This window comes from Serratia sp. JSRIV001, from assembly GCF_019968745.1.
Lineage (GTDB): Bacteria > Pseudomonadota > Gammaproteobacteria > Enterobacterales > Enterobacteriaceae > Chania > Chania fonticola_B.
The window spans coordinates 4,152,371-4,174,858 of record NZ_CP074147.1; the positions used below are offsets into that span (position 1 = coordinate 4,152,371).

Annotated in this window: 19 protein-coding genes and 1 pseudogene; 6 read left to right on the top strand and 14 right to left on the bottom strand. The window is 55.2% G+C overall.

Features of this window, described 5'->3' with window-relative positions:
* Positions 1-53: 53 nt before the first annotated feature.
* The 7 genes from cysA to KGP17_RS19290 all read right to left on the bottom strand — a co-directional run bounded on the left by cysA (position 54) and on the right by KGP17_RS19290 (position 6,293).
* Positions 54-1,142, bottom strand: a complete 1,089-nt coding sequence (gene cysA, locus KGP17_RS19260) for a sulfate/thiosulfate ABC transporter ATP-binding protein CysA (RefSeq protein WP_021178698.1) — start codon at positions 1,140-1,142, stop codon at positions 54-56.
* On the bottom strand, positions 1,132-2,007 hold the full coding sequence (cysW, locus tag KGP17_RS19265) for a sulfate/thiosulfate ABC transporter permease CysW (RefSeq protein ID WP_021807067.1): 876 nt from the start codon (positions 2,005-2,007) through the stop codon (positions 1,132-1,134). The genes cysA and cysW overlap by 11 nt, the downstream gene beginning before the upstream one ends.
* Positions 2,007-2,840 carry a sulfate/thiosulfate ABC transporter permease CysT gene (cysT, locus tag KGP17_RS19270; protein ID WP_021178700.1) on the bottom strand — a complete coding sequence of 278 codons (834 nt, stop codon included), beginning with the start codon at positions 2,838-2,840 and terminating at the stop codon, positions 2,007-2,009. The genes cysW and cysT overlap by 1 nt, the downstream gene beginning before the upstream one ends.
* On the bottom strand, positions 2,840-3,862 hold the full coding sequence (locus KGP17_RS19275) for a sulfate ABC transporter substrate-binding protein (protein ID WP_223498172.1): 1,023 nt from the start codon (positions 3,860-3,862) through the stop codon (positions 2,840-2,842). The genes cysT and KGP17_RS19275 overlap by 1 nt, the downstream gene beginning before the upstream one ends.
* A 201-nt stretch (positions 3,863-4,063) precedes the next feature.
* A complete protein-coding gene (locus KGP17_RS19280; RefSeq protein ID WP_223498173.1) occupies positions 4,064-4,963 on the bottom strand; it encodes a Dyp-type peroxidase in 900 nt (299 codons plus the stop codon).
* A gap of 160 nt (positions 4,964-5,123) precedes the next feature.
* The gene (locus tag KGP17_RS19285) at positions 5,124-5,708 is read right to left on the bottom strand and encodes an RpoE-regulated lipoprotein (RefSeq protein WP_021807070.1); all 585 of its coding nucleotides are present in this window, start codon (positions 5,706-5,708) and stop codon (positions 5,124-5,126) included.
* Positions 5,709-5,828: 120 nt separating this feature from the next.
* A complete protein-coding gene (locus KGP17_RS19290; protein WP_021807071.1) occupies positions 5,829-6,293 on the bottom strand; it encodes a DUF2919 domain-containing protein in 465 nt (154 codons plus the stop codon).
* A gap of 158 nt (positions 6,294-6,451) precedes the next feature.
* On the opposite strand from KGP17_RS19290, the gene KGP17_RS19295 reads away from it, so the two are divergent.
* Complete coding sequence (locus KGP17_RS19295; RefSeq protein WP_021178705.1) at positions 6,452-6,850, top strand: YgiW/YdeI family stress tolerance OB fold protein; 399 nt, start codon at positions 6,452-6,454, stop codon at positions 6,848-6,850.
* Positions 6,851-6,888: 38 nt separating this feature from the next.
* On the opposite strand, the gene KGP17_RS19300 is transcribed toward KGP17_RS19295, so the two are convergent.
* Positions 6,889-7,314, bottom strand: a complete 426-nt coding sequence (locus KGP17_RS19300; RefSeq protein ID WP_021807072.1) for a GNAT family acetyltransferase — start codon at positions 7,312-7,314, stop codon at positions 6,889-6,891.
* A gap of 183 nt (positions 7,315-7,497) precedes the next feature.
* On the opposite strand from KGP17_RS19300, the gene amiA reads away from it, so the two are divergent.
* The 3 genes from amiA to KGP17_RS19315 all read left to right on the top strand — a co-directional run bounded on the left by amiA (position 7,498) and on the right by KGP17_RS19315 (position 9,829).
* Positions 7,498-8,379: an N-acetylmuramoyl-L-alanine amidase AmiA gene (gene amiA / locus KGP17_RS19305; protein ID WP_223499689.1), complete on the top strand. Its 882-nt coding sequence runs from the start codon at positions 7,498-7,500 to the stop codon at positions 8,377-8,379.
* 68 nt (positions 8,380-8,447) lie between these two features.
* On the top strand, positions 8,448-9,368 hold the full coding sequence (gene hemF / locus KGP17_RS19310; RefSeq protein WP_223498174.1) for an oxygen-dependent coproporphyrinogen oxidase: 921 nt from the start codon (positions 8,448-8,450) through the stop codon (positions 9,366-9,368).
* Entirely contained in the window at positions 9,368-9,829 is a 462-nt protein-coding gene (locus tag KGP17_RS19315; RefSeq protein WP_021807075.1) for a YaiI/YqxD family protein, read from the top strand. The genes hemF and KGP17_RS19315 overlap by 1 nt, the downstream gene beginning before the upstream one ends.
* Before the next feature lie 68 nt (positions 9,830-9,897).
* On the opposite strand, the pseudogene KGP17_RS19320 reads toward KGP17_RS19315, so the two are convergent.
* The 5 genes and pseudogenes from KGP17_RS19320 to KGP17_RS19340 all read right to left on the bottom strand — a co-directional run bounded on the left by KGP17_RS19320 (position 9,898) and on the right by KGP17_RS19340 (position 17,388).
* Positions 9,898-10,780: pseudogene (locus KGP17_RS19320) on the bottom strand (Rpn family recombination-promoting nuclease/putative transposase).
* Positions 10,781-11,048: 268 nt separating this feature from the next.
* Entirely contained in the window at positions 11,049-13,289 is a 2,241-nt protein-coding gene (locus KGP17_RS19325) for a TonB-dependent receptor domain-containing protein (RefSeq protein ID WP_223498175.1), read from the bottom strand.
* Positions 13,290-13,418: 129 nt separating this feature from the next.
* Positions 13,419-15,491 (bottom strand): S9 family peptidase, encoded by a 2,073-nt coding sequence (locus tag KGP17_RS19330; protein ID WP_223499692.1) that lies wholly within the window; start codon positions 15,489-15,491, stop codon positions 13,419-13,421.
* A 154-nt stretch (positions 15,492-15,645) separates the two neighbouring features.
* Entirely contained in the window at positions 15,646-16,446 is an 801-nt protein-coding gene (locus KGP17_RS19335) for an energy transducer TonB (protein WP_223498176.1), read from the bottom strand.
* 102 nt (positions 16,447-16,548) lie between these two features.
* Positions 16,549-17,388, bottom strand: coding sequence for a ChaN family lipoprotein (locus tag KGP17_RS19340; RefSeq protein WP_059201459.1), 840 nt, complete (start codon positions 17,386-17,388; stop codon positions 16,549-16,551).
* Between the two features lie 183 nt (positions 17,389-17,571).
* Between KGP17_RS19340 and mmuP the strand changes: the two genes are divergently transcribed.
* A complete protein-coding gene (gene mmuP, locus KGP17_RS19345; RefSeq protein WP_021807081.1) occupies positions 17,572-18,981 on the top strand; it encodes an S-methylmethionine permease in 1,410 nt (469 codons plus the stop codon).
* Positions 18,971-19,909, top strand: a complete 939-nt coding sequence (gene mmuM / locus KGP17_RS19350; protein WP_223498177.1) for a homocysteine S-methyltransferase — start codon at positions 18,971-18,973, stop codon at positions 19,907-19,909. Before mmuP ends, mmuM begins: the two co-directional genes overlap by 11 nt.
* Positions 19,910-19,954: 45 nt before the next feature.
* Here mmuM and maeB read toward each other — a convergent pair whose 3' ends face one another.
* On the bottom strand, positions 19,955-22,234 hold the full coding sequence (gene maeB, locus KGP17_RS19355) for an NADP-dependent oxaloacetate-decarboxylating malate dehydrogenase (RefSeq protein WP_021807083.1): 2,280 nt from the start codon (positions 22,232-22,234) through the stop codon (positions 19,955-19,957).
* Positions 22,235-22,488 lie beyond the last annotated feature (254 nt).

The following is a 22,488-nucleotide window of genomic DNA, read 5'->3' on the forward strand; positions in this document are numbered from 1 at the left end:
ATAATGTAAAAAGGCAACCCTGGGTTGCCTTAAATGGGAATGGTTAGAAATTATCAGGCGCTTTTAGCTAACGCAACCGGTTGTAACAGTTGTTCACCGGCGTAGAGGCGGGCATTCAGGCTGCCAACGTAGTAACGGTCCCCTCGCGCCGGTGCGGCATGGCCTTCCGACATAATCACGCTGATAGGCTCCTGATGCCAGCCAATCGGCTGCACGGTCAACTGCCAGAAATGGCCACGCGGGCTGACTTCCAACACCTGTACCGGTAATGGGCAACGGGCGCTGCAATCGGTGCCAATCTCCATTTCCCACGGGCGCAGGAACAGATCGACGCTGCCTTGGTGCATTGGCTGGAACGACAGCGGCCATTGGTGAGCGCCCACAAACAGCTGTGAACCGCGGATTTCACCGTTCAGGCGGTTAACTTCGCCCATAAACTCCAGCACGAAGCGGGTGGCGGGTTCACGCATGATCTCGGTTGGTGAACCTACCTGCTCGATATTCCCCTGGCTCATCACCACGATGCGATCGGCGACTTCCATCGCTTCTTCCTGATCGTGAGTCACGAACACGCTGGTGAATTTCAGTTCTTCATGCAGTTGACGCAGCCAACGGCGCAGTTCTTTACGCACCTGGGCATCCAGCGCACCAAACGGCTCGTCCAGCAGCAGGATCTGGGGCTCCACCGCCAGCGCGCGCGCCAAGGCGACACGTTGCTTCTGGCCGCCGGAAAGCTGTGAAGGGTAGCGGTTAGCCAGATGACCCAACTGCACCATCTCCAGCAACTGCTCCACTTTTTGTTTGATCGCCGCCGCATTCGGACGTTCACGGCGTGGCAGGACGCTCAGGCCAAAGGCGATATTGTCGAAAACCGTCATATGGCGGAACAGCGCATAGTGTTGGAACACGAAGCCGACGCGACGATCGCGCGCATGCACGCGGCTGACATCGGTGCCGTGAAAACCCAGCTTACCGCTGCTCTGGCTTTCCAGCCCGGCGATAATCCGCAGCAAGGTGGTCTTGCCCGAACCGGATGGGCCTAATAACGCCACCATCTCACCGGAAGGAATATCGAGCGAGATATCGTTCAATACCTTGGTACGGCCAAAAGACTTGTTGATACCGTTAATCTCAATGCTCATGATTTTCCTCCCGCTCGAGACGCGCATCCTGACGCGCCAGGCGCCATTGCAGTCCGCTTTTCAGAAATAGGGTGACTATCGCCATCAGGGTCAACAGTGCCGCGGCGGTAAACGCCCCGGCGGTGTTGTAATCCTGATGCAGTAATTCCACTTGCAGTGGCAGGGTATAGGTTTCGCCACGGATAGAGCCGGACACCACCGATACCGCACCAAACTCGCCAATCGCGCGGGCGTTGGTCAGTACCACGCCATACAGCAATGCCCAGCGGATGTTCGGTAAGGTGACGCGGCGGAACATCTGCCACCCGGAAGCGCCCAACAGCACCGCGGCCTCGTCTTCCTGGCTGCCCTGGCTCATCATCAACGGCACCAATTCACGGACCACAAACGGGCAGGTCACGAATATCGTCACCAGCACCATGCCCGGCCAGGCGAACATCAGTTGAATATCATGGGCATCCAGCCAGCCGCCGATCGGGCCGTTGGTGCCGTAAAACAGCAGATACAGCAGCCCCGCCACCACCGGCGACACCGCAAACGGCATATCGAACAGCGTGAGCAGCAGTTGGCGGCCAGGGAACGTAAAGCGCGTAACCAGCCAGGCCAGCAAAGTACCGAACACCAGGTTGACCGGCACGGTGATCAACGCCACCAGCACCGTTAGCCAAATGGCGTGCAGCATGTCCGGGTCCGACAGGTTATGCCACACAGCACCTACGCCGGAGGAGAATGCCTCGATAAAGATCATCACCATCGGCACGACCAACAGCAGGATGGAGAACAGCGCGCCGATGGCAATCAGCGTCCATTTTCCCCAATTCACGCGTGGGCGCTCTGCGCCGTTCAGGGCGGTAACATCAGCCATCAGTGCCCTCCAATACGGCGGCCAAAGCGGCTCTGCAAGGTGTTAATGGCAAACAGCAACAGCAGTGATGCTGCCAGGATCACCGAGGCAATCGCACTAGCGGCCGGGTAATCGAACTCCTGTAAGCGCACAAAAATCATCAATGAGGTCACTTCGGTTTTCCAGGCAATGTTGCCTGCGATAAATATCACCGCCCCAAACTCCCCCAGGCTACGGGTAAACGACAGCGCCGTACCGGCGAGCAGCGCTGGCGCAACCTCTGGCAACACCACGCGACGGAAACTTTGCCAGCGGGTAGCCCCAAGGGTTTCGGCGGCCTCTTCATATTCTGGCCCCAACTCTTCCAGTACCGGTTGCACCGTGCGCACCACGAAAGGAATGCTGGTAAAGGCCATCGCCACCGCAATCCCCAACCAGGTGAAGGAAACCTTGATATCAAAATGAGCCAGCCATTGGCCGTACCAACCGGTGGTAGAAAACAGCCCCGCCAGGGTCAGCCCGGCCACCGCCGTAGGTAATGCAAACGGCAAATCCATCAGGCCATCCAGTAAGGAGCGGCCAGGAAACTGGTAACGGGTGAGGATCCAGGCCATCAGCATGCCAAACACCGCGTTGAAAACGCTGGCGACTCCGGCCGCCAGCAGCGTCACCTTATAAGCGGCCACGACCTGCGGATTGGTGATCACTTCCCAATACTGTGCCAGACTCATTTGCGCCAGCTGCATCACCAGCGCGCTGAGCGGCAACAGCAAAATCAGGCAGGTAAAAAGCAGGCTGCTTCCCAGACTGAGAGTAAACCCAGGCAGAACCCGCTTGCTGGCCATCGAAAACATTACTTATGCCCTGCCGCTAACAGTTGGTCCAATTCTCCGCCCGTCGCAAAGTGGGCACTCATCACCTGCGGCCAGCCGCCGAACTGATCTTCCACGCTGAACAGCTTGGTCTCAGGGAATTGGTTCTTGGCCGCCGCCATCACCTGCGGATCATTGACGCGATAATAGAAGCTGGTGATCAGCTTCTGGGCCGCCGGACTATAGAGATAGTTCAGGTACTCTTTGGCCACCTGCTCGGTGCCGTTTTTCTCGACGTTTTTGTCCACCCAGGCCACCGGGAACTCCGCCAGAATATCGACCGGCGGCACGATCACTTCATACTTGTCTGCACCGTATTGCTTGCGGATATTGTTCACCTCGGATTCAAAGCTGATAAGCACGTCACCCAAGCCACGTTCGACAAAGGTCGTCGTTGCGCCACGGCCACCGGTATCAAACACCACCACGTTTTTCAGTAAACGGGTCATGAACTCACGGGTCTTGGCCTGATCGTTGCCATCAGCCTGGCTGGCCGCGCCCCAGGCGGCCAGATAGGTGTAGCGGCCATTGCCGGAGGTTTTCGGGTTCGGGAAGACCAGCTTCACGTCATCACGCACCAGATCGCTCCAGGTGTGGATGCCTTTCGGGTTGTCCTTGTGCACCAGGAACGCCATGGTGGAATAGAACGGGGAGCTGTTGTTCGGCAGGCGTTGCTGCCAATCTGCCGGGATCAGTTGGCCGCGATCGTGCAGGATTTGCACGTCACTGACCTGGTTATAGGTGACCACATCGGCACGCAGCCCCTGCAAGATCGCCAACGCCTGTTTGGAAGAACCGGCATGGGACTGTTTGATGGTCAGTTTGTCGTTCGGATGCTGCTGATCCCACTGCTTTTCAAAGCCTGGGTTCAGCGCGGCAAACAGTTCGCGGGAGACGTCATAAGAGCTGTTGAGCAATTCTGCCGCCGAAGCCGTACCGCTGGCTAACAATGCCGCCACCAGCCAACCTTTCAACAGCGTATTTTTAACCCGGGAATGTTTCATTCTGCACCTTATCACTGAGTCTTACCGCCGGGCTGATGCCCTGATATTGACCAGTGTATTTATAACTTGATGCAGACCTGTAACGCTTTTATATACCGTTTAGTGATTTTCAAGCATCAAACGCTATAAGCCAGGAGGGGAGCGGTTCACCGCAGAGGGAAGGAAAGCCCGGAGCCAGAGGAACTGGCCCCAGGAGACGCCTCAAAGTGACAACAGACGCGTCAACGAAGGTGCGAAGTAGTAGCTGCCGGTCACCGCACGGCTGAAACGCAGCATCGCGTCGTGTTTGCCGTCCAGTTCGCCGAACATGCTTAACAGCTGCTGTTCGATGTTGTGCAGGCGCGCACAATAGGCGATGAAATACAGGCCATGTTTGCCGCTGGCGGTGCCATAAGGCAGGCTCTGGCGCAAAATTTTCAGCCCTTTGCCGTCCTCTTTCAGATCGACACGGCTGACGTGCGAGGTATCTGGCCGTTGATCCGACGGCAGTTCTTCACTGTCTTGTTTGGTACGGCCAATAATCTGTTCCTGCTGTTCGGTGGTGAAACGCTGCCACTGGCGCAGATTATGCTCGTAGCGCTGAACCAGCACGTAGCTGCCACCTTCGTCTTCTTCGCCAGCACCAATCACTGCGACTTCCGGGCGTTGTTCGCCCTGTGGATTTTCGGTACCGTCGATAAAGCCGCTCAGATCGCGCTCTTCTACCCAGCGGAAACCGTGCGTTTCTTCTTCAATACGAATGGTGTTACCAAACGCGGCCAGTGCGGCCTGCGCCAAGGTAAAGTTAACGTCATGACGCAGCGATTGAATATGGATCAGCATATCGCGTTGGGTGGCCGGTGCCAGCCCCTTGCCCAGCGGTACGAAAGGCTTCAGTTCTTTGGCTCCCTGGCCATTGGAAAGGTCATGCCAAACGTCGGAGCCAAAAGCGATAACCGCACCCAAGTGGGCATCTGGAAACTGTTGCTGCAACTCACCGAGCGCCTGACAGAACTGTTTGCAACCCTGGCGCAGATCGACGAATTCGCCCTGCACCATAGCTTCCATAAAAATACCAAAACGGCAGTGTTCCAGCAGGATGCCGCTCTGAACCTGTGTCATGTTGATTTCCTCAAGACCTGAATCGGGTAACAGGTTGCCCTGTTATAAACGCGCAATATCATAACGCACAGCAGGCTGATTGCCTTGCCCGAACGCAAAGAAAATAGGGATTTAACGCCAAGCGAGGCAGGCACACCGCAAGGTGCGCCCGCAATAAGAATTATTGTGCTTTGGCATGCCAGACGATCTTACTCACCGTCCAGTTTTGCAGAGTATCGTCCGGTGGGATCAGATCCTGTGGGCCAGCCCATTTGCCACTGAAGATATAGCTGACATTGCGGCTTTGCTGCGCCACGCACTCGACCTTGCCAATATCCTCGCCGTCGGCCGGTTTACAGGCACCATAGGCCTTGCTGAACAGTTCGCTAAACGGCGTACCCAGCTTGCTGCCCCATTCAGTGGCGATCTTGGCGTCCATTACGTCAACGCGCTGCACGTGGCCTTTAGGTTCTCCGGTGATCACCAGCTTAACGTCATCACCGTCCAATGCCTGGAAGTAGGAAACGATCTGCCCTTGGTTGGTCGCCATCCCACCACGCATGCGGTAGTTGTTATTCAGGCCCTTGCCAATCGCCGCCTCCGTCATGGGAGTACCCGCACCCACATCACCGACGCCTTTGGCGCTAACCTCTACGCTGCCGCCAAACCAGTTGAACGGCGACAGGCTGGACCAGGAGAAGTTTGACATGGCCGAACAGCCGGTCAACAACAGCGGTAGCCCTAACAACAGTGGGCGAATATTCATTCATAGCTCCTTAACATCAAAGACATCGGCGATATGCAGCCTCTCATAACCGCTGGGGCTGCGCCATCAATTGCCAGCTTGGAGTACGTAAATTGGGAAAAGTGCCGCAACTTTTAACAATTAACCCGCCTCATCCTGCGGGATAAAACAGGCTTTCAAGCGCCGATTCATTAACAGATACCCCATCGCCAGCACATCCAACAGCACCAGTAGGAGATCCAGCGGAGGTTCATTGCTGTCTTGCTGCCATAGGCTATAAAGCGATCCGAGCAGCGCTGCCGCCAGCGACACTACCAGTACCCAACGCCAACAACGCCATAGACGGGGCCAATGCTGGCGGCGGCCAGCAATCAAAAAGGCCAGCGCCGCAGGCAGCCCAAGCGCAATACCGTACCAAAAGCGCTGAGTATCTGGATAGAACAGTTGTAACAAGCCAGCGCCCTGATCGCGTGAGGTACCCGCCATCACAAACAGTAGCCAGGTACGGGCCTGTATGATCAGTACGCCCCAAAACCACAGCGGCAACCGTAACATACCGTGCTGATCGTAATCGTCCGGTGAAAACCGGTGTGTTGACGCCTTCAAAGACTTTTCCTTGCCGATGTTATGATTACCCTTGCAAATGGCGACGCTGGCCACCATTTTCAATCTGCAGCTTAAGAAGCTCTTAAGATCCTTATGGTTTAATCAGGTCATGTCCCGCTAACGGGAAATCATTCAGACCACTGATAAGGAAAATCCAGATGAAAAAGATCGCTTTACTTACACTCATCGCATTATGCAGCGCACCGGTTCTAGCTCAACAGGGCGGGTTCATCGACCCCAACGCGACACCGGCTCAAACGCAAACCAGCCCGCAAGGTGGTTTCTCCGGCCCTAGCGCCACGCTGACCACGGTAGATAAGGTCAAATCGTTGAGCGATGATACCTGGGTGATGTTGCAGGGCAATATCGAACAGCGCGTGGGTGATGACACCTACACCTTCCGCGACGCCACCGGTACGCTGACGGTAGAGATCGACAGAAAGCGCTGGAACGGCCAGACCATCACCCCAAAAGACAAGGTACAGTTGGAAGGGAAAGTGGATAAGGACTGGAACAACGTGGAAGTCGATGTGAAAAACATCAAAAAACTGCCTTAAACCAGGGCTTGGGGCGGTGGCAACCACCGCCCTGACGATCAATATTCTTGATCTTCGATCAGGCGTTTCCCCAGACTGGTGATCGCCTGAATTTCGTAGCCGAGCTTTTCATACATTTCGATCACGGTGTCGTTGTCTTCACGCACCATCAGCTGAATTTTCGGGCAGCCGCGCGCAATCAGCTTTTTCTCCAGCCGACTAATCAACGCATTGGCAATGCCGCGCCCGCGATAGTCTGGGTGAACGCCCAGGTAATACGCCGAACCACGGTGGCCGTCGTAACCGCCCATCACCGAGCCAACCACCTCACCGCCCACTTCCGCCACTAAAAACAGATCCGGATCGTGGTTCAGTTTGCGTTCAATATCCATCTCGGGATCGTTCCATGGCCGTAAGAGGTCGCAACGCTCCCACAGGGTGATGACCTCTTCAAAGTCGTCTTGCCGAAATACGCGAATTTCCATCGTTGCTCGCTACTGTTAATTGAACTTTTTTCTGATTATTGCGTAATTATTAACTGATACCCACAGTCTTTCAAGCCGCAGCGTTTTGCCAGGTAATAAATGGCAATAGTTATCAAGTCGATTAATGAGGATCAATACGCTATAACGTCGCGAAATAGATTGATCGAGTTGGAGCCGCGCGTGATGAAGAAACAGAGCAAAACCTACCTCAATTTCAGCCCCCTCACCGCTTCATCAACCCGCCGCCAACTGCTGCTCTCCGGCCTGGCTCTGGCCCTGTTCGGGGGCAAAACCTCAGCCACCCAGGCCAATATGCTGCAACCAAAACCGCACAGCAAACCGCTACCCAAAGCCACTGGGAGCAAAAGAGTAGTGATGATCGATCCAGGCCACGGCGGTATTGACTCCGGTGCAGTAGGGCATGAAGGCTCACAGGAAAAACACGTGGTGCTGGAAATTGCCAACCATGTGCGGCGTTTTTTGCATGAGCACGAGCACGTTGAAGCCCGCCTGACCCGGGAGGAGGATGAGTTTATCCCGCTGTTCCAGCGCGTGGAGATCGCCCACCAGCACCAGGCCGATCTGTTTATCTCGATCCATGCCGATGGATTTACCAGCCCGGATGCCGCCGGTGCTTCGGTGTTTGCCCTTTCCAATCGCGGAGCCAGCAGCGCGATGGCGCGCTATCTCTCCAATAAGGAAAACGCCGCCGATGACGTCGCGGGGGGCAAATACAAAGAACAGGACAACTATCTACAGCAGGTGTTGTTCGATCTGGTGCAAACCGACACCATCAACAACAGCCTGACCCTGGGCCGCCACGTGCTGGGCCAGATCCGCCCGGTTCACCGCCTGCATAGCGAAAGCACCGAACAGGCGGCGTTTGCCGTATTAAAGTCCCCTTCTATTCCTTCGGTGCTGGTAGAAACCTCGTTTATCACCAACCCCGGTGAGGAGCGCCTGTTAGGTACCACCGCCTTTCGCGAAAAAATTGCCCGTGCCATCGCAGACGGCGTGATCAATTTCTTCCACTATTACGACGTTCACCAACGTAAGCCGCGCTAGACCTGCAAAATACGGGGCGAGAAGGTATACTTGCCGCCCTGTTCAGTTACCCATTGCGAAAAACCCGTATGAGTTTACCCACCATTGCCGCAGTAAAATCCTTCCTGCTGGCGTTGCAAGACAAGATTTGTGAGCAGTTGGTCCAGGCCGATGGCGGCGCCGATTTTAAGGAAGATCGCTGGACGCGTGAAGAAGGCGGCGGTGGCCGTAGCCGGGTGCTGACTAACGGTGCGGTATTCGAACAGGCCGGAGTAAACTTTTCCCACGTTTCCGGTGCCACGCTGCCCGCCTCTGCTACTGCGCATCGCCCCGAGCTGGCCGGGCGTAGCTTTCAGGCGATGGGCGTTTCGCTGGTGATCCATCCGCTCAGCCCCTATATACCGACCAGCCATGCCAACGTGCGTTTCTTTATCGCGGAAAAACCGGGCGAAGAGCCGGTTTGGTGGTTTGGCGGCGGCTTTGACCTAACGCCCTTCTATGGCTTTACCGAGGACGCTGTTCACTGGCACCGCACCGCGCAACAACTCTGCGCCCCCTTCGGCGACGATGTGTACCCAAAATACAAAAAGTGGTGCGATGACTATTTCTTTATCAAACACCGTAACGAAGCCCGCGGTATCGGCGGCTTATTCTTTGACGATCTGAATACCCCGGATTTCGAAAGCTGCTTCGCGTTTACCCAGGCGGTAGGTGAAGGCTTCCTGGAGGCCTATCTGCCGATCGTGGAAAGACGTAAAGCACAGCCTTGGGGCGACAACGAACGCCAGTTTCAGCTGTATCGCCGTGGCCGCTATGTCGAGTTTAATCTGGTGTGGGATCGCGGTACGCTGTTCGGCCTGCAAACCGGTGGCCGCACCGAATCGATCCTGATGTCGATGCCGCCTTTGGTGCGTTGGGAATATAACTTCCAGCCCGCAACCGACAGCCCGGAAGCCGCGCTATACCGTGACTTTCTGCCGGTGCGCGACTGGCTACAGGAGCAACAATAATGCAAATTTGGGTCGATGCTGACGCCTGTCCAAACGTGATCAAAGAAGTGCTGTTCCGTGCCGCAGACCGTGCGGCAATGCCTGTTACCCTGGTGGCTAATCAGCCTTTGCGCACGCCCCCTTCGAAATTTATCCGCACCTTGCAGGTTGCTGCAGGATTTGACGTGGCGGATAACGAAATCGTGCGCCGCTGTGAAAAAGGCGATCTGGTGATCACCGCGGATATCCCGCTGGCCGCCGAAGTGATAGAAAAAGGCGCTATCGCCCTGAATCCTCGCGGTGAGCGTTATACACCAGACACCATACGTGAACGCCTGAACATGCGTGATTTTATGGATACCCTGCGCTCCAGCGGGATCCAGACCGGGGGGCCGAACACCCTCAACCAGCGCGATAGACAGCAGTTTGCCAATGAGCTGGACAAGTGGCTGCAGCAGGCGAAACGGGCTGAAGGTAATTAACCACAAGCGGGCGGGCGGACAGGTTAAGTAGGAACGGTACTACCATGCCATTCAACCTGCCGCTCGTGTTAGCGGTGGATCACTGCCAAATCATCTGCGGAAAGGCCGGTCAATTTCATCACCATCGCACGATCAAAGCCTTCGGCCAGCATGGAGCTCGCTATTTTCAGCACGGTTTCCCGCTCTTTCTCAAGGCCTTTCTCAAAACCTTTTTGCTCGAGATATTCTGCAATAGTCATCAATTCCTCCTCATGCCGCGGCGCACGTCTGGCCAATTCACGCAGCAGTTTCTCCGGTTCGGTTGCTTTCCCCACCTGCAGCATATAGTTCACCAACGATATGAGCTGCTCTTTAGTAGTGTATCCGGCCAACAATAATGTGACTAGTTGTTCTAGCAGCTCAGCCAGGTCTCGCTGGCGTACGTGCTTTTGCAACAGTTCCAGAATGGCCATGCGGCGATGTTTCATGATCTCATCGTCTGGGATAACGGTAACGTCAACCAGCGGAAAATGCCCCGTATAAAGTTGCCTGGCCGAATCGGGTTCAGTGAATCCTTCCAGCCAGCTCAGGGAATAAGGATAAGGGGTTGTCAGGCCGTGGTAAAAGAGGATTGGGATCACTAATGGAAGTTGATCATGCCCGGCCTGAAGATGGCGTTGCATAGCGTACTAGCCGAAATGCCATATGTTTGTCGGGAATACTTTGGTGCTCGATAAGGGCATAGACGTAACCTTCACCCTGACCGGTGCTCAGCGAGTAAAGCACGTCAGAGTAATACGCACGCAGGTCGTCTTCGATAAAACTACCGGATTCCAGTTTTAACGTATCCAGGTCGCAAAGTTGCAGCAAGTCTGGAGGCAAATGCGATTCCAGAAAGTCTCGAGCCGTGTCTGGGTGGGTAAGAAACTGTTTGAATAATGCATCATGCAAAGTGAGGGTGGTCTTTTTCATGTTGGTCATCCTGGACTTAACATAAAAAAACCTACCACAAGCTCCCCTCTATACACCTTATGGCCTCATTGATCCTGAATCTGACTCGCAAAGACTGCTACTCATAACTTCAAAACAAGAGATAGCCCGTTGCTGATTCAGTGTTGGAGTCAGCAACGAGAGCTAATTTGGAGCACGTCCCACCTCTCGAAGCTGGGCGTTAATTTGTGGCACTTTCAGCCCCCTCACACTGTAAAGGTGAGCTAGTGTGAGAGGAACCTCCATCAGCTTAGAAGCGTACCTCGCCGCCAAACAGATAAGTTCGACCGCGGGCGGTGTTGGCCGCGGTTGCCTCATCTCCCTGGATCGGCAGCATATTCAGCTTGTTAAGCGCGTCGGAATAGCTTTTATCCATCACGTTTTGCACGCTGAATTTCAGCAAAACATTACGGTTGATCTGATAGGTGCTGTACAGATCGATAACGGTGGGAATATTTGGCATCTCCTGTTTCATCAGCTTCCCGGTTTGCTCACTGGTTTCATAGTCTGGAGAAAGGCGGCGAGCCTTGCCGGTATATTTGATGATGCTGCCCACGGTCAACGCTTCGTCAAAGAAACGTAACCCGCTATCCAGCGTGAAGTACATGTCCGGCAGTTCGTTGATATCTCCTGCGCCAAAGTAACTACTGGCGATAGAGGTAGGCTGGTCGGTGTGCTGCTTGCTAAATGAGGCACGGGCAAAACCGCGGCCAGCATCATAGTTGGCTTCCAGCTCCACCCCGTGGGTACGCACCGGCGTCAGGGAGTTGACGTAGATATACATGTTATCCGAGAACGCTTCGCTGGCATCGCTCCAGTCATTCTGCAAGTTCTCACCCAAACTACACTTACGGCCATTTCGGCACACCATGTAAGACTCGCTGAAGATATAGTTTTTGATTTTGCTGGTGTAAACCACCGCCTTAAAGCGCAGTGTGTCCTGCTTGAACAGCAGATCGTTGCCGCTGAGGTTAAAGCCCGCTTGCCAGGTTTCTGAACGTTCGCCTTTCAGGAACGGGTTCATCGAAGCGCCACCGGAATTAGAGAAAAACACCTCTTGGATGTTGGGGGCGCGCATCGATTTACTGTAGCTGGCAAAAGGTTGCAGCCAAGGTGTGACCTGTGCAGACAGCATCACTGACGGGTTAAATCCGTGCTCCTTCAGATCGATATTGGCACTGCCCTGCGGAAAACACTCCACCCGCAAATCACAGGCCGGTTTAAAGCCGGTGAGCTTGTTGTTGGCATAATTGAGATTGAGATCGAGCTGGTAGATATCACGGTTGAGTTGCAAACCGGTGTACAGGCTGGCGATACGCTGGTCACCCGACGGGGCAAAGGTGTTGTTCTCGATCGCCTCATGCGCCGTCTGCGGATCCTCAATCTGTGATTCAACGTGCTTGTCGTACTGGTTGCGCATCAGTTTACCGCCGTAGGTGAACGCTACGTCGGTCTGCCAAAGGCTGAAACGGCTGGTATTATTGATATCCAGCGCGTCGGAGCGGTTTTCCGCATTGGTATTAAAGAAAGTGAACAGTGAATCGCTGTCATACTTCTGATTACCCTTGCTGTGGCTGGCGGTCACATTCAGATCCACCAGCTCGGAAAATGGCGCATAGTGATATTTGAGATAAAAATCGTTGCTGTCGATATCGCGGCGCGAGAATTTATTCTGGTAAGTACGGGCAGATAATTCAATGCTGTGATATTCGTTGGGCTTGATATCCACCTTGAACAGCTGCGATTTGGGGTTTTGCTTCATAAACTCGTCGTAGCCGAAGTCCTCACTGCTCACGCCGTCGCCGTTGTTAAAGTTGGAATAGATGGAGCTGCCGCTAATGGCAGCCATCACGCCCAAACTGCCGCTATCGGTGAACGCCGCCCCTTTGGCCCCAACGGCGATCATACCGCTGCGGCCAATGCCGTTACTGCCCACGGAGAACTTGGTGCGCACGCCAAACGGATTATCGGCAAACACCACATCATCCACGCCGATAGTGCGGAAGTTGGCGCTGCCCGCCAATGCGTTCACCCCAGATGCGCCGCTGTTCTCACCACGCGCCACATCGACCCCAACAATAAAATTCGGATCGATCAGCACGCCGGATTGATTGTTGGTGGAACCATGGGACATCACGCCAGAGGTCGAGGTGCCAAAATAGCTCTGGGTAATGCCATCAACCATGGTATTTACCCGGCCAAAACCGCTCATCCCACGGATATTGACGCTGACCGCCCCCTGGCTGGGATCGATTTGAGTAAAAGTGCCGGGCATGCTGCGCAGGATATTATCTATCGACTGTAGATTTTTATTTTCATCGCGCGAACTGAATGCCCCAGGCTTTTCCAATGCCTCCTGTTCGCTGTTATTAGCCGCCGCCGAAACGTTCAGCGGGCTGAATACCGCCTGGCCTTTATTTTCTGCAGCCAACAGCGGGCCAGCCAAAACCATACCGGTGCCAACCGCACCAATAAGCAGTTTAAATTTCATATATCCCCTAAAGTATTGCTATCAAAATCAGTGAGTGATCAATGCTCAGCAGAAAATACCGCTAGGAAGGCGGAAATTAATTATGGTTATTATCTGCCGCGCAGCCATTAAGCCGCGCGGCCAAGATCCTTATTTTTGTGTTTTTGCGTCCATTGCTAAAATAAAGCTGTATTCCAGTGCGCTATTTTCCAACCGACTCAAGCGGCCCGATTTCCCCCCGTGGCCCGCCGACATATCCGTGGACAGCAATAACACCGCATCCCCCTGCTGGAATTGGCGCAGTTTCGCCACCCATTTGGCGGGTTCCCAATACTGTACCTGTGAATCATAGAGCCCGCTGGTGACCAACAGATTCGGGTAGTGCTGCGCGCGCACATTATCGTACGGACTGTAGGACTTGATCAGCGCATAGGGCTGCGGCTGATTGGGATTGCCCCACTCTTCGTATTCGCCGACGGTCAACGGAATGCTGTCATCCAGCATCGTTGTCAGCACATCGACAAAAGGCACCTGTGCCACCACAGCGTTGTATAGGCGGGGAGCCTGATTGATCACCGCCCCTACCAGCAAGCCTCCGGCACTGCCTCCCATCGCGTAAACGCGCCCCGGCTGCCCGTATCCCTTATCGATCAGCGCCTGAGTGGCATCGATAAAGTCATTGAAGGTGTTTGGCTTGTTCGCCAATTTTCCCTGCTGATACCAGTTTTGACCAAGCTCACCGCCGCCGCGTACGTGGATGAGCGCATAGACGAAACCGCGATCCAACAGGCTAATGCGGTTGGCGCTGAACGCCGGGTCCATGCTCATGCCGTAGGCACCATAGCCGTACACCACCAGCGGACTTTTGCCTGGTTTGAATTTGGCACTGTTGTATACCAGCGAGACCGGCACCTTTACCCCGTCGCGGGCGGTGATCCACAAGCGCTCACTGTGATACAAGCCTGGTTCTACGCCCTTCACCTCCTGCCGTTTCAGCAACTCGCGTTTACCGCTGTTGAGATCCCATTCATAGGTGCTGGTTGGCGTGGTCATGGCCGAATAGCCATAGCGCAGGCGGTCACTTTCCGGGTCCGGGTTGTAGCCCAGCCAGGCCATATAGCTGGCATCATCAAACGGAATGCTGCGTTGCTCGCCCCCTTGCCAGGCAATCTGCCGTAAATGCACCAAGCCTTCGCTGCGCTCTTTCACCACCAGCCAGTCACGAAACAGGGCAAAACTTTCCAACTCACTGTTTTCCTGAGGACCGATCAGCGGCTTCCAAGGCAGGTTCGCGGATGCCGTCTGGTACAAACCAAAGTGCGGGCTTTGATGATTGGAACGCAGATAAAACTCACCGCGATAATGGTCGAGATAATATTCGCGCCCGGCCTGACGCGGGGCAAAGAGTTGCACCGGAGTTTGCTGCCGGTTGGCGTCGATCAGGCGCACTTCGGAAGTGGTATTCCCGCTGATGGTGACAATCACGTAATCCCGCGAAGAGGAGCGATCCAGGCTCAGGTAAAAGGCCCCATCGTTTTCCTGATATACCAACTTATCGGCAGCCACCGGCGTACCGAATTGATGGCGATAGACCTGATAGGGTGACAGCGTTTGGGGATGATTGCGCACGTAGAACAAGCTGTTGCCGTCGTTGGCCCACACCATATTGCCCGAGGTGTTTTCAATCACCTCTTTGGCCCAAGCGCCGCTAGCCAGATCGCGCAGGGAAATGCGGTATTGCCTACGCCCTTGAGTATCCTCCGCGACGGCCAGGCGGCGGTTATCTTCACTGACTGCCAATCCCCCCACGCGGTAATAATCTTGGCCTTGGGCACGCTGATTGCCATCCAGCAGCGTCTGCCAGGCGGAGCCATCCGCCACGGCCTGCCGCTGGTAGACGGCAAACTCTTTGCCCGCATCAATGCGTTCCTGATAGCGGTAGCCGTTGAGCTGATAGGGAACCGAGCGATCTTCCGGACTCATGCGGCCCAGCATCTCGTGATACAACCGATCGCGCAGCGTCTGATATGGCTGCATCACCTGTTCGGTATAACGGTTTTCCGCCGTCAGATAAGCCAACACCTGTTTATTCTGGCGGCCATCATCGCGCAGCCAATAATAATTATCGATTCGCGTTTCGCCCTGGGCGGTTAATTTATGCGGAATAATTTCAGCCTGGGGCGGCTGTACGGCCGCCTTGGTGGTAAAGCTTAATAACCCCATAAAAATCAGTAAATAAGTCACCAAAGGCCTGCGGCAGCGAGCCGATTGAACAGGTAATGTCATAACCCCTCACGATAATTTGAGCATAGCTTGCCCCTCTCCTGTTGCGCACAACAAGAGATAAAGCCTGATGGGTAAATACGTTTTGGCTGGCTTACAACAGCGCCAGGTTAAAATCTACTGCCATGGTCACGGCAACCTTGCCTTGGCGTAGCATCTCCGCCGGTGGCGTAGGTAACGGCTGCGCACGCAATATCACCGCCAGCGCTTCACGATCTAACGACGCGGTAGCTGAGGGCGTTTTCAGTACGACATCGGCCACTCGCCCCTGAGCATCCACCACGAAACTCACCACCGGTGCCCCCGAACGCTGACGCCGTTTGGCGTCTGCCGGATAACGCTTCACGCGGTTGAGCATCCCTTTAACCTGACTCTCCCAGGAAAGCTTGGCCTGTGCCTGCGTGGTAGAATCGCTGTTTAACGGTGCCGCCACCCGCTGTGCCAGGTTTTGCGCCTTGGGTGCCGCCGTGCTGGCCGCTGCGGAATGCGTGACGTCTTGCTCTTTCTCCATAGGCGTTGGCGGCTTTGGCGGTGCTTTACGCTGTTGCTTATGCGCATTTTTACTGCGCTCGGCCACCACAATTTTTGCCGCTTCGGCACGTGCCAGTTCGGGCATCTCTGGCTCCCTCTGCTGTTGCACAGGCTGTGCCGCCGAACTATCCGCCTGTTGCTGCAACCCCAGCGGCAACGGCTTGGGCTGGCTTGGCGCTTCGATCTGCGCCGCCCAACTGAGCATGATCGCCGGTGGTGGCATCAGCACCGGCGGCAGCGAAGTTTGCGGCCAGTAAAACAGCCATACCAGCGCCAGATGAATGCCTAGCGCATACAGTAAACCACGCCCCCAGCGCGGCTGCGGCAGAGTTGCCGCCTGAGGGCCATAAGGCTGACTAAACATAGGGATAGTAGATTACCTAATTGCGAATGATTGCAGATCACACTTGATAATGATAATCATTTGCAAATGTTAATGACAGATCTTTTCGCTATCTTGACGTAATCATTTTGCGGTTGGCGTGACCCAAAGGTAATCCGCCATAGGCCGATCGATGGCCACGCCCTGCTCTGCCAACATCAGCACCGTAAATTTGGCACCGGGCTGCAGATCCTGGATGTGCAGTGGCACACCGACCGTTCTGGAGGCGTGATAACCGCCCACCATCAGCAGTGCCGGGGTGGGTGCAGCCAGTAAACTTTCGGCCATACGGCGATCGCGTTGCTGCTGAATAGCCAGCATGGCATGCAGCTGCACCGCATCAATTTTGCCGTCATGGGAATCACGGATGGTGGCAGCGAGCGCCTGCTGGACTTCTGGCCGCACCGAAAGCTGGCCTTTGGGGAATTCGGGCCGTTGATAAAACGCCATGATTTCGCTGCGATCGAGGTTGGCAGACAACAGAGGATAAGGTGCGCGCATCGCCGCCATTACCACCTCGCCATACAGTGACCACTTCCAACTGGCTTGCCAGGCGGTCAGTTCAGCTACGCGGCTATCACGCACCGTCGGTTCGGTTTGCAGCCATTGTTTTACTTCATCCACTTTGCCTTGCTGGCTGGGCGTGATCATCTCCATCAGCACGCTGCCCTGTGGCCGCTGTTGCGGTAATTGCTCTACCAGCCACAGTTCGATCTGGTGGTGATAAGGATTGTCGTGTTTTTCACCCACGATCACCCGTGGCTGTTCTGCCAGGCGCGTCAGTAACTGCTGCGGCGTCAACGTCTCGCCACTGCGTAAATCAACAATCTTGCCTAGCGTGGTAATGTCGCTTTTCGGGGGGGAGACAGGCCCCTGGCTACAGGCTGTAAGCACCAGCGTTGCAAACACTATCAGAAATTTCATGTCGTCTTTCCTTACACAAAAGTGGCGACATTATAGAGAATAATTATCATTTGCATATAGAAATTGGCAGCAACTGGTGGCTGACAGCTGTTTTTTCGTTACCTTGTTTTGAGTTACGTTGATTTCGCGTAATGGAACCGGTATAACTGATAGCCATTTAGACGTCTATATGGATAGATTGTTATGCAACCTGCCGCTGAAGGGCAATTCAAACGCACCATGAAAGCCCGGCATTTGGTGATGCTGTCGCTGGGCGGCGTGATCGGTACCGGTCTGTTTTTCAACACCGGCTATATCATCTCCACGACCGGTGCACTAGGCACCCTGCTGGCCTACTTGATTGGCGCTGTCGTGGTCTATCTGGTCATGCTGTGTCTGGGGGAACTTGCCGTCGCCATGCCGGAAACCGGCGCATTTCACGTCTATGCGGCACGCTATCTTGGCCCGGCAACCGGCTATACCGTTGCCTGGCTGTATTGGCTGACCTGGACCGTTGCGTTGGGCTCCAGCCTGACCGCCGCCGGTTTCTGTATGCAATACTGGTTTCCACAATCACCGGTCTGGTTGTGGTGTCTGATTTTCTGTCTGGCCATTTTTCTGCTCAACGTCATTACCACCCGCTTCTTTGCCGAAAGTGAATTCTGGTTCTCGCTGATCAAGGTGATCACTATTCTGGCATTCATCGTGCTGGGCGGTGCGGCCATGTTTGGCCTGATCCCGATGAAAGACGGCACGCCAGCGCCCTTCCTGAGTAACCTGACCTCATCGGGTTGGCTGCCCAATGGAACGTTACCGATCCTGATGACCATGGTAGCGGTCAATTTCGCCTTCTCCGGTACTGAGCTGATCGGCATTGCGGCGGGCGAAACCGAAAATCCGGAAAAAGTGGTGCCCTGGGCCATCCGCACCACGGTGATCCGCCTGATGGTATTCTTTATCGGAACGGTATTTATCCTGGCAGCGTTGATCCCTATGGAGCAGGCCGGGATTGTGAAAAGTCCGTTTGTCCTGGTCTTTGAACGCATTGGAGTGCCTTATGCCGCCGATATTTTCAACTTCGTGATCCTGACCGCCATTCTCTCGGCCGCCAACTCCGGGCTGTATGCCTCGGGACGCATGCTGTGGTCGCTGGCCAATCAGCGCACCCTGCCTGCCTATTTTTCACGGGTGAATGCGCGCGGGATCCCGATGAATGCATTGACGTTCAGCATGCTCGGCGGCGTGCTGGCCCTGTTGACCAGCGTGATCGCGCCCGATACGGTGTTTGTGGCACTGTCTGCCATTTCCGGCTTTGCGGTCGTTGCCGTCTGGCTGAGCATCTGTGCCGCCCACTACGTTTTTCGCCGCCGCTACCTGCGCAGCGGTCAACCGATTGAAGGGCTGAAATACCGAGCACCAGGCTATCCGCTGACGCCTATTGTCGGCTTTGCGCTGTGTTTATTGGCCTGTATCGGTCTGGCATTCGACCCAGAGCAACGCGTAGCGCTATATTGCGGCCTGCCGTTTGTGGCGATCTGCTATCTGGCCTATTACCTGACCCGGCGTTCCGGGCAGAAAAATCTACTGAACACCGGAGAAGAACATGTCGGTTAACAACCCTCTGGCCGCCTTGCTGGCCGATAACCGCACGTTGATTTTGGACGGGGCAATGGCCACCGAACTGGAGGCCCGAGGTTGCGATCTCACCGATCCGCTATGGTCGGCAAAGGTGCTGATTGAAAACCCGGAGCTGATTTATCAGGTGCATCTGGATTACTTCAAAGCAGGAGCACAGTGCGCTATTACCGCCAGCTATCAGGCCACGCCCCAAGGTTTTTTACGCCGGGGTCTGGATGAGCCGCAATCGTTGGCACTGATCGCCCAAAGCGTCCACCTGGCGCAGCAGGCGCGCGCCGATTATCTGGCCCAGCACCCACAACGATTGCCTTTGCTGGTGGCCGGTTCGGTCGGCCCCTATGGCGCCTACCTGGCGGACGGCTCTGAATACCGTGGCGACTATCATCTGCCGCAAGCAGAAATGATCGCGTTCCATCGTCCGCGTATCACTGCTCTGGCCAATGCTGGAGTGGATCTCCTGGCATGTGAAACGCTGCCTTCGTTCGCCGAATTACAGGCCCTGCTGGCGCTGCTGGAGGAATTCCCAGCGCTGGGTGGGTGGTTCTCTTTCACTCTGCGCGATAGCCAACATCTAAGCGATGGTACACCACTGGCCGTCGTCATGGCTGAGCTTAACGATAACCCGCAGGTACTGGCAGTAGGCGTCAATTGTATCGCGTTGGAAAACGTCACGCCGGCGTTGCAGCAGCTTGCCGCGCTGAGCAATAAACCGTTACTGGTTTACCCTAACTCCGGCGAACACTACGACGCGGTGAGCAAAACCTGGCACAGTTGCGGTAACCACCAGCAGCATCTGATCAATCAGTTGGCCGATTGGCAGCATGCCGGTGCCCGCTTGATTGGCGGCTGCTGCCGAACCACGCCTGCCGACATTCAGGCGATTGCCGAACTCTGCCACGCATAAAAAAACCCCCTGTGGCCGAAGCCGCAGGGGGTCACTTTCACGCTATTACAGCGGTTGGGTTTGTGCTTCCACTACGGCCAATGCCACCATGTTGACGATACGGCGCACCGAAGCGATCGGCGTCAGGATATGTACCGGCTTGGACACGCCCATCAATACCGGCCCTACCGTCACCCCTTCGGAAGAGGAGACACGCAGCAGGTTGTAGCTGATCCGCGCCGCTTCCATACTTGGCATGATCAGGATGTTGGCCGAGCCTTTCAGCGGGCTGTCCGGCATCAAATCGTGGCGGATACTTTCTACCAGCGCGGCGTCACCGTGCATCTCACCGTCGATCTCCAATCCTGGTGCCATCTGATTGACCAGCTCCAGCGTTTTACGCATTTTGCTCGCCGACGGGCAGTTGGAAGAACCAAAGCTGGAGTGGGACAACAACGCCACCTTCGGTTCAATCCCGAAGCGCCGTACCGTGTCTGCCGCCATCAGGGTGATTTCCGCCAGCTGTTCCGGCGTTGGATCATCGTTGACGTAGGTATCGGCGATGAAGGTGTTACCGCTCGGCAGCAGTAAGGCGTTCATTGCTCCTGCCACATGTACCCCTTCACGGAACCCGAATACCTTTTCCACCACGTCATAATGCTCGTGGTAGCTGCCGATGGTGCCACAGATCATGGCGTCGGCTTCCCCACGGTGCAGCATGATGGCAGCAATCAGCGTTGGGTTACCGATCACCGCACGGCGAGCCTGCTCCTGGGAGACGCCACGGCGCTTCATGATCTGGTAATACTCACCCCAGTATTCATTGAAACGCGGATCGGACTCGTTATTCACCACTTCAAAGTCTTTACCCGGCGTCAGCTGCAGGCCAAGTTTCTTCAGGCGCATTTCAATCACGCTTGGGCGACCCACCAGGATCGGGTAAGCCAGCCCCTGCGATACCAGCTCTTGGGTAGCATGCAGGACGCGCTCTTCTTCACCTTCGGCCATTACCACGCGTTTCACTTCTTTCTTCGCCTGGGAGAAGATCGGCTTCATAAACAGGTTGGTTTTGTAAACGAACTCGGTCAGTTTCTCCACGTAGGCATCGAAGTCTTCGATCGGGCGCATCGCCACGCCAGAATCCATGGCTGCCTTGGCTACCGCCGGGGCGATTTTGACAATCAGGCGCGGATCGAACGGTTTGGGAATGATGTATTCCGGGCCAAAGGAAAGGTCCTGATCGCCATACGCCGAAGCCACCACGTCGCTCTGCTCTGCCAGCGCCAGATCGGCAATGGCGTGCACGCAGGCCAGCTTCATCTCTTCGTTGATGGTCGTGGCCCCCACATCCAGCGCGCCACGGAAGATGAACGGGAAGCACAGCACGTTGTTCACCTGGTTGGGGTAATCAGAACGGCCGGTACAGATAATCGCATCTGGGCGCACCGCTTTCGCCAACGGCGGCAGAATTTCCGGTTCCGGGTTAGCCAGCGCCATGATCAGCGGATCTCTGGCCATGGTTTTCACCATGTCCTGCGTCAGCACGCCAGGGCCGGAGCAACCCAGGAAAATATCGGCATTGGGAATGGCATCCCCTAGCGTACGCTGGCCGTTATCCGCAATGGCATACGCCGCCTTGGTTTCTTCCATCTTGGCATCGCGGCCCTGATAGATCACGCCTTTGGAGTCGCAAACGGTGATATTCTGCTTGCTCAGACCCAACGCGACCAGCAGGTTCAAACAGGCAATGGAGGCCGCACCGGCTCCCGATACCACCAGGCGTACGTCGGAGATATTTTTCTTCACCACCCGCAGGCCGTTGAGCACCGCAGCGGTAGTAATAATCGCCGTGCCGTGCTGATCGTCATGGAACACCGGGATCTTCATGCGCTCACGCAGTTTCTTCTCAATATAGAAGCACTCGGGCGCTTTGATATCTTCCAGGTTAATGCCGCCGAAGGTCGGTTCCAGCGCGGCGATCACGTCAATCAGCTTGTCGGGATCGAGTTCATCGACTTCGATATCGAACACGTCAATACCGGAAAACTTCTTAAACAGAACCCCTTTACCTTCCATGACCGGTTTACCGGCTAGCGCCCCGATATTCCCCAATCCCAGCACCGCGGTGCCGTTGGAGATCACCGCCACCAGGTTACCCTTGGCGGTATATTTATAAGCGGCCAGCGGATCGGCGGCAATTTCCAGGCAGGGGGCAGCCACACCCGGCGAATAGGCCAAGGCCAGATCGCGCTGTGTCGCTAGCGGTTTAGTCGGCGATACCTGGATCTTCCCTGGGACCGGAAACTGATGGAAATCAAGGGCACTCTGTTTGAGCTGTTCGTCCATTATGGGTTCCTTTGCTTTCTTCTTTTATGTTGAGGTAAGGCTTTATCGCTGAACCAGTATAGTGAGAGAATCGTCACAAACTTTGAAGCGTGCCATAACCTTGGGTAAAATTCGTAAATAAAAGTTAAAAGGAAGTTAAACGAACAGAAAAGCAGCAGTTTTATTATGCCTGCGTCAACCGTTTACCACGAAGGTTCGTAGGTGTATGTGAGTGAGAGGGGAAATGGCAAAGGGCTCAACCTGACGCAGTTAAA

Coding starts and splice junctions, on each gene's coding strand:
- cysA (WP_021178698.1), bottom strand. CDS start 1,142: ATGAGCATTGAGATTAACGGTATCAACAAGTCTTTTGGCCGTACCAAG.
- cysW (WP_021807067.1), bottom strand. CDS start 2,007: ATGGCTGATGTTACCGCCCTGAACGGCGCAGAGCGCCCACGCGTGAAT.
- cysT (WP_021178700.1), bottom strand. CDS start 2,840: ATGTTTTCGATGGCCAGCAAGCGGGTTCTGCCTGGGTTTACTCTCAGT.
- KGP17_RS19275 (WP_223498172.1), bottom strand. CDS start 3,862: ATGAAACATTCCCGGGTTAAAAATACGCTGTTGAAAGGTTGGCTGGTG.
- KGP17_RS19280 (WP_223498173.1), bottom strand. CDS start 4,963: ATGACACAGGTTCAGAGCGGCATCCTGCTGGAACACTGCCGTTTTGGT.
- KGP17_RS19285 (WP_021807070.1), bottom strand. CDS start 5,708: ATGAATATTCGCCCACTGTTGTTAGGGCTACCGCTGTTGTTGACCGGC.
- KGP17_RS19295 (WP_021178705.1), top strand. CDS start 6,452: ATGAAAAAGATCGCTTTACTTACACTCATCGCATTATGCAGCGCACCG.
- KGP17_RS19300 (WP_021807072.1), bottom strand. CDS start 7,314: ATGGAAATTCGCGTATTTCGGCAAGACGACTTTGAAGAGGTCATCACC.
- amiA (WP_223499689.1), top strand. CDS start 7,498: ATGAAGAAACAGAGCAAAACCTACCTCAATTTCAGCCCCCTCACCGCT.
- hemF (WP_223498174.1), top strand. CDS start 8,448: ATGAGTTTACCCACCATTGCCGCAGTAAAATCCTTCCTGCTGGCGTTG.
- KGP17_RS19315 (WP_021807075.1), top strand. CDS start 9,368: ATGCAAATTTGGGTCGATGCTGACGCCTGTCCAAACGTGATCAAAGAA.
- KGP17_RS19325 (WP_223498175.1), bottom strand. CDS start 13,289: ATGAAATTTAAACTGCTTATTGGTGCGGTTGGCACCGGTATGGTTTTG.
- KGP17_RS19330 (WP_223499692.1), bottom strand. CDS start 15,491: ATGGGGTTATTAAGCTTTACCACCAAGGCGGCCGTACAGCCGCCCCAG.
- KGP17_RS19335 (WP_223498176.1), bottom strand. CDS start 16,446: ATGTTTAGTCAGCCTTATGGCCCTCAGGCGGCAACTCTGCCGCAGCCG.
- KGP17_RS19340 (WP_059201459.1), bottom strand. CDS start 17,388: ATGAAATTTCTGATAGTGTTTGCAACGCTGGTGCTTACAGCCTGTAGC.
- mmuP (WP_021807081.1), top strand. CDS start 17,572: ATGCAACCTGCCGCTGAAGGGCAATTCAAACGCACCATGAAAGCCCGG.
- mmuM (WP_223498177.1), top strand. CDS start 18,971: ATGTCGGTTAACAACCCTCTGGCCGCCTTGCTGGCCGATAACCGCACG.
- maeB (WP_021807083.1), bottom strand. CDS start 22,234: ATGGACGAACAGCTCAAACAGAGTGCCCTTGATTTCCATCAGTTTCCG.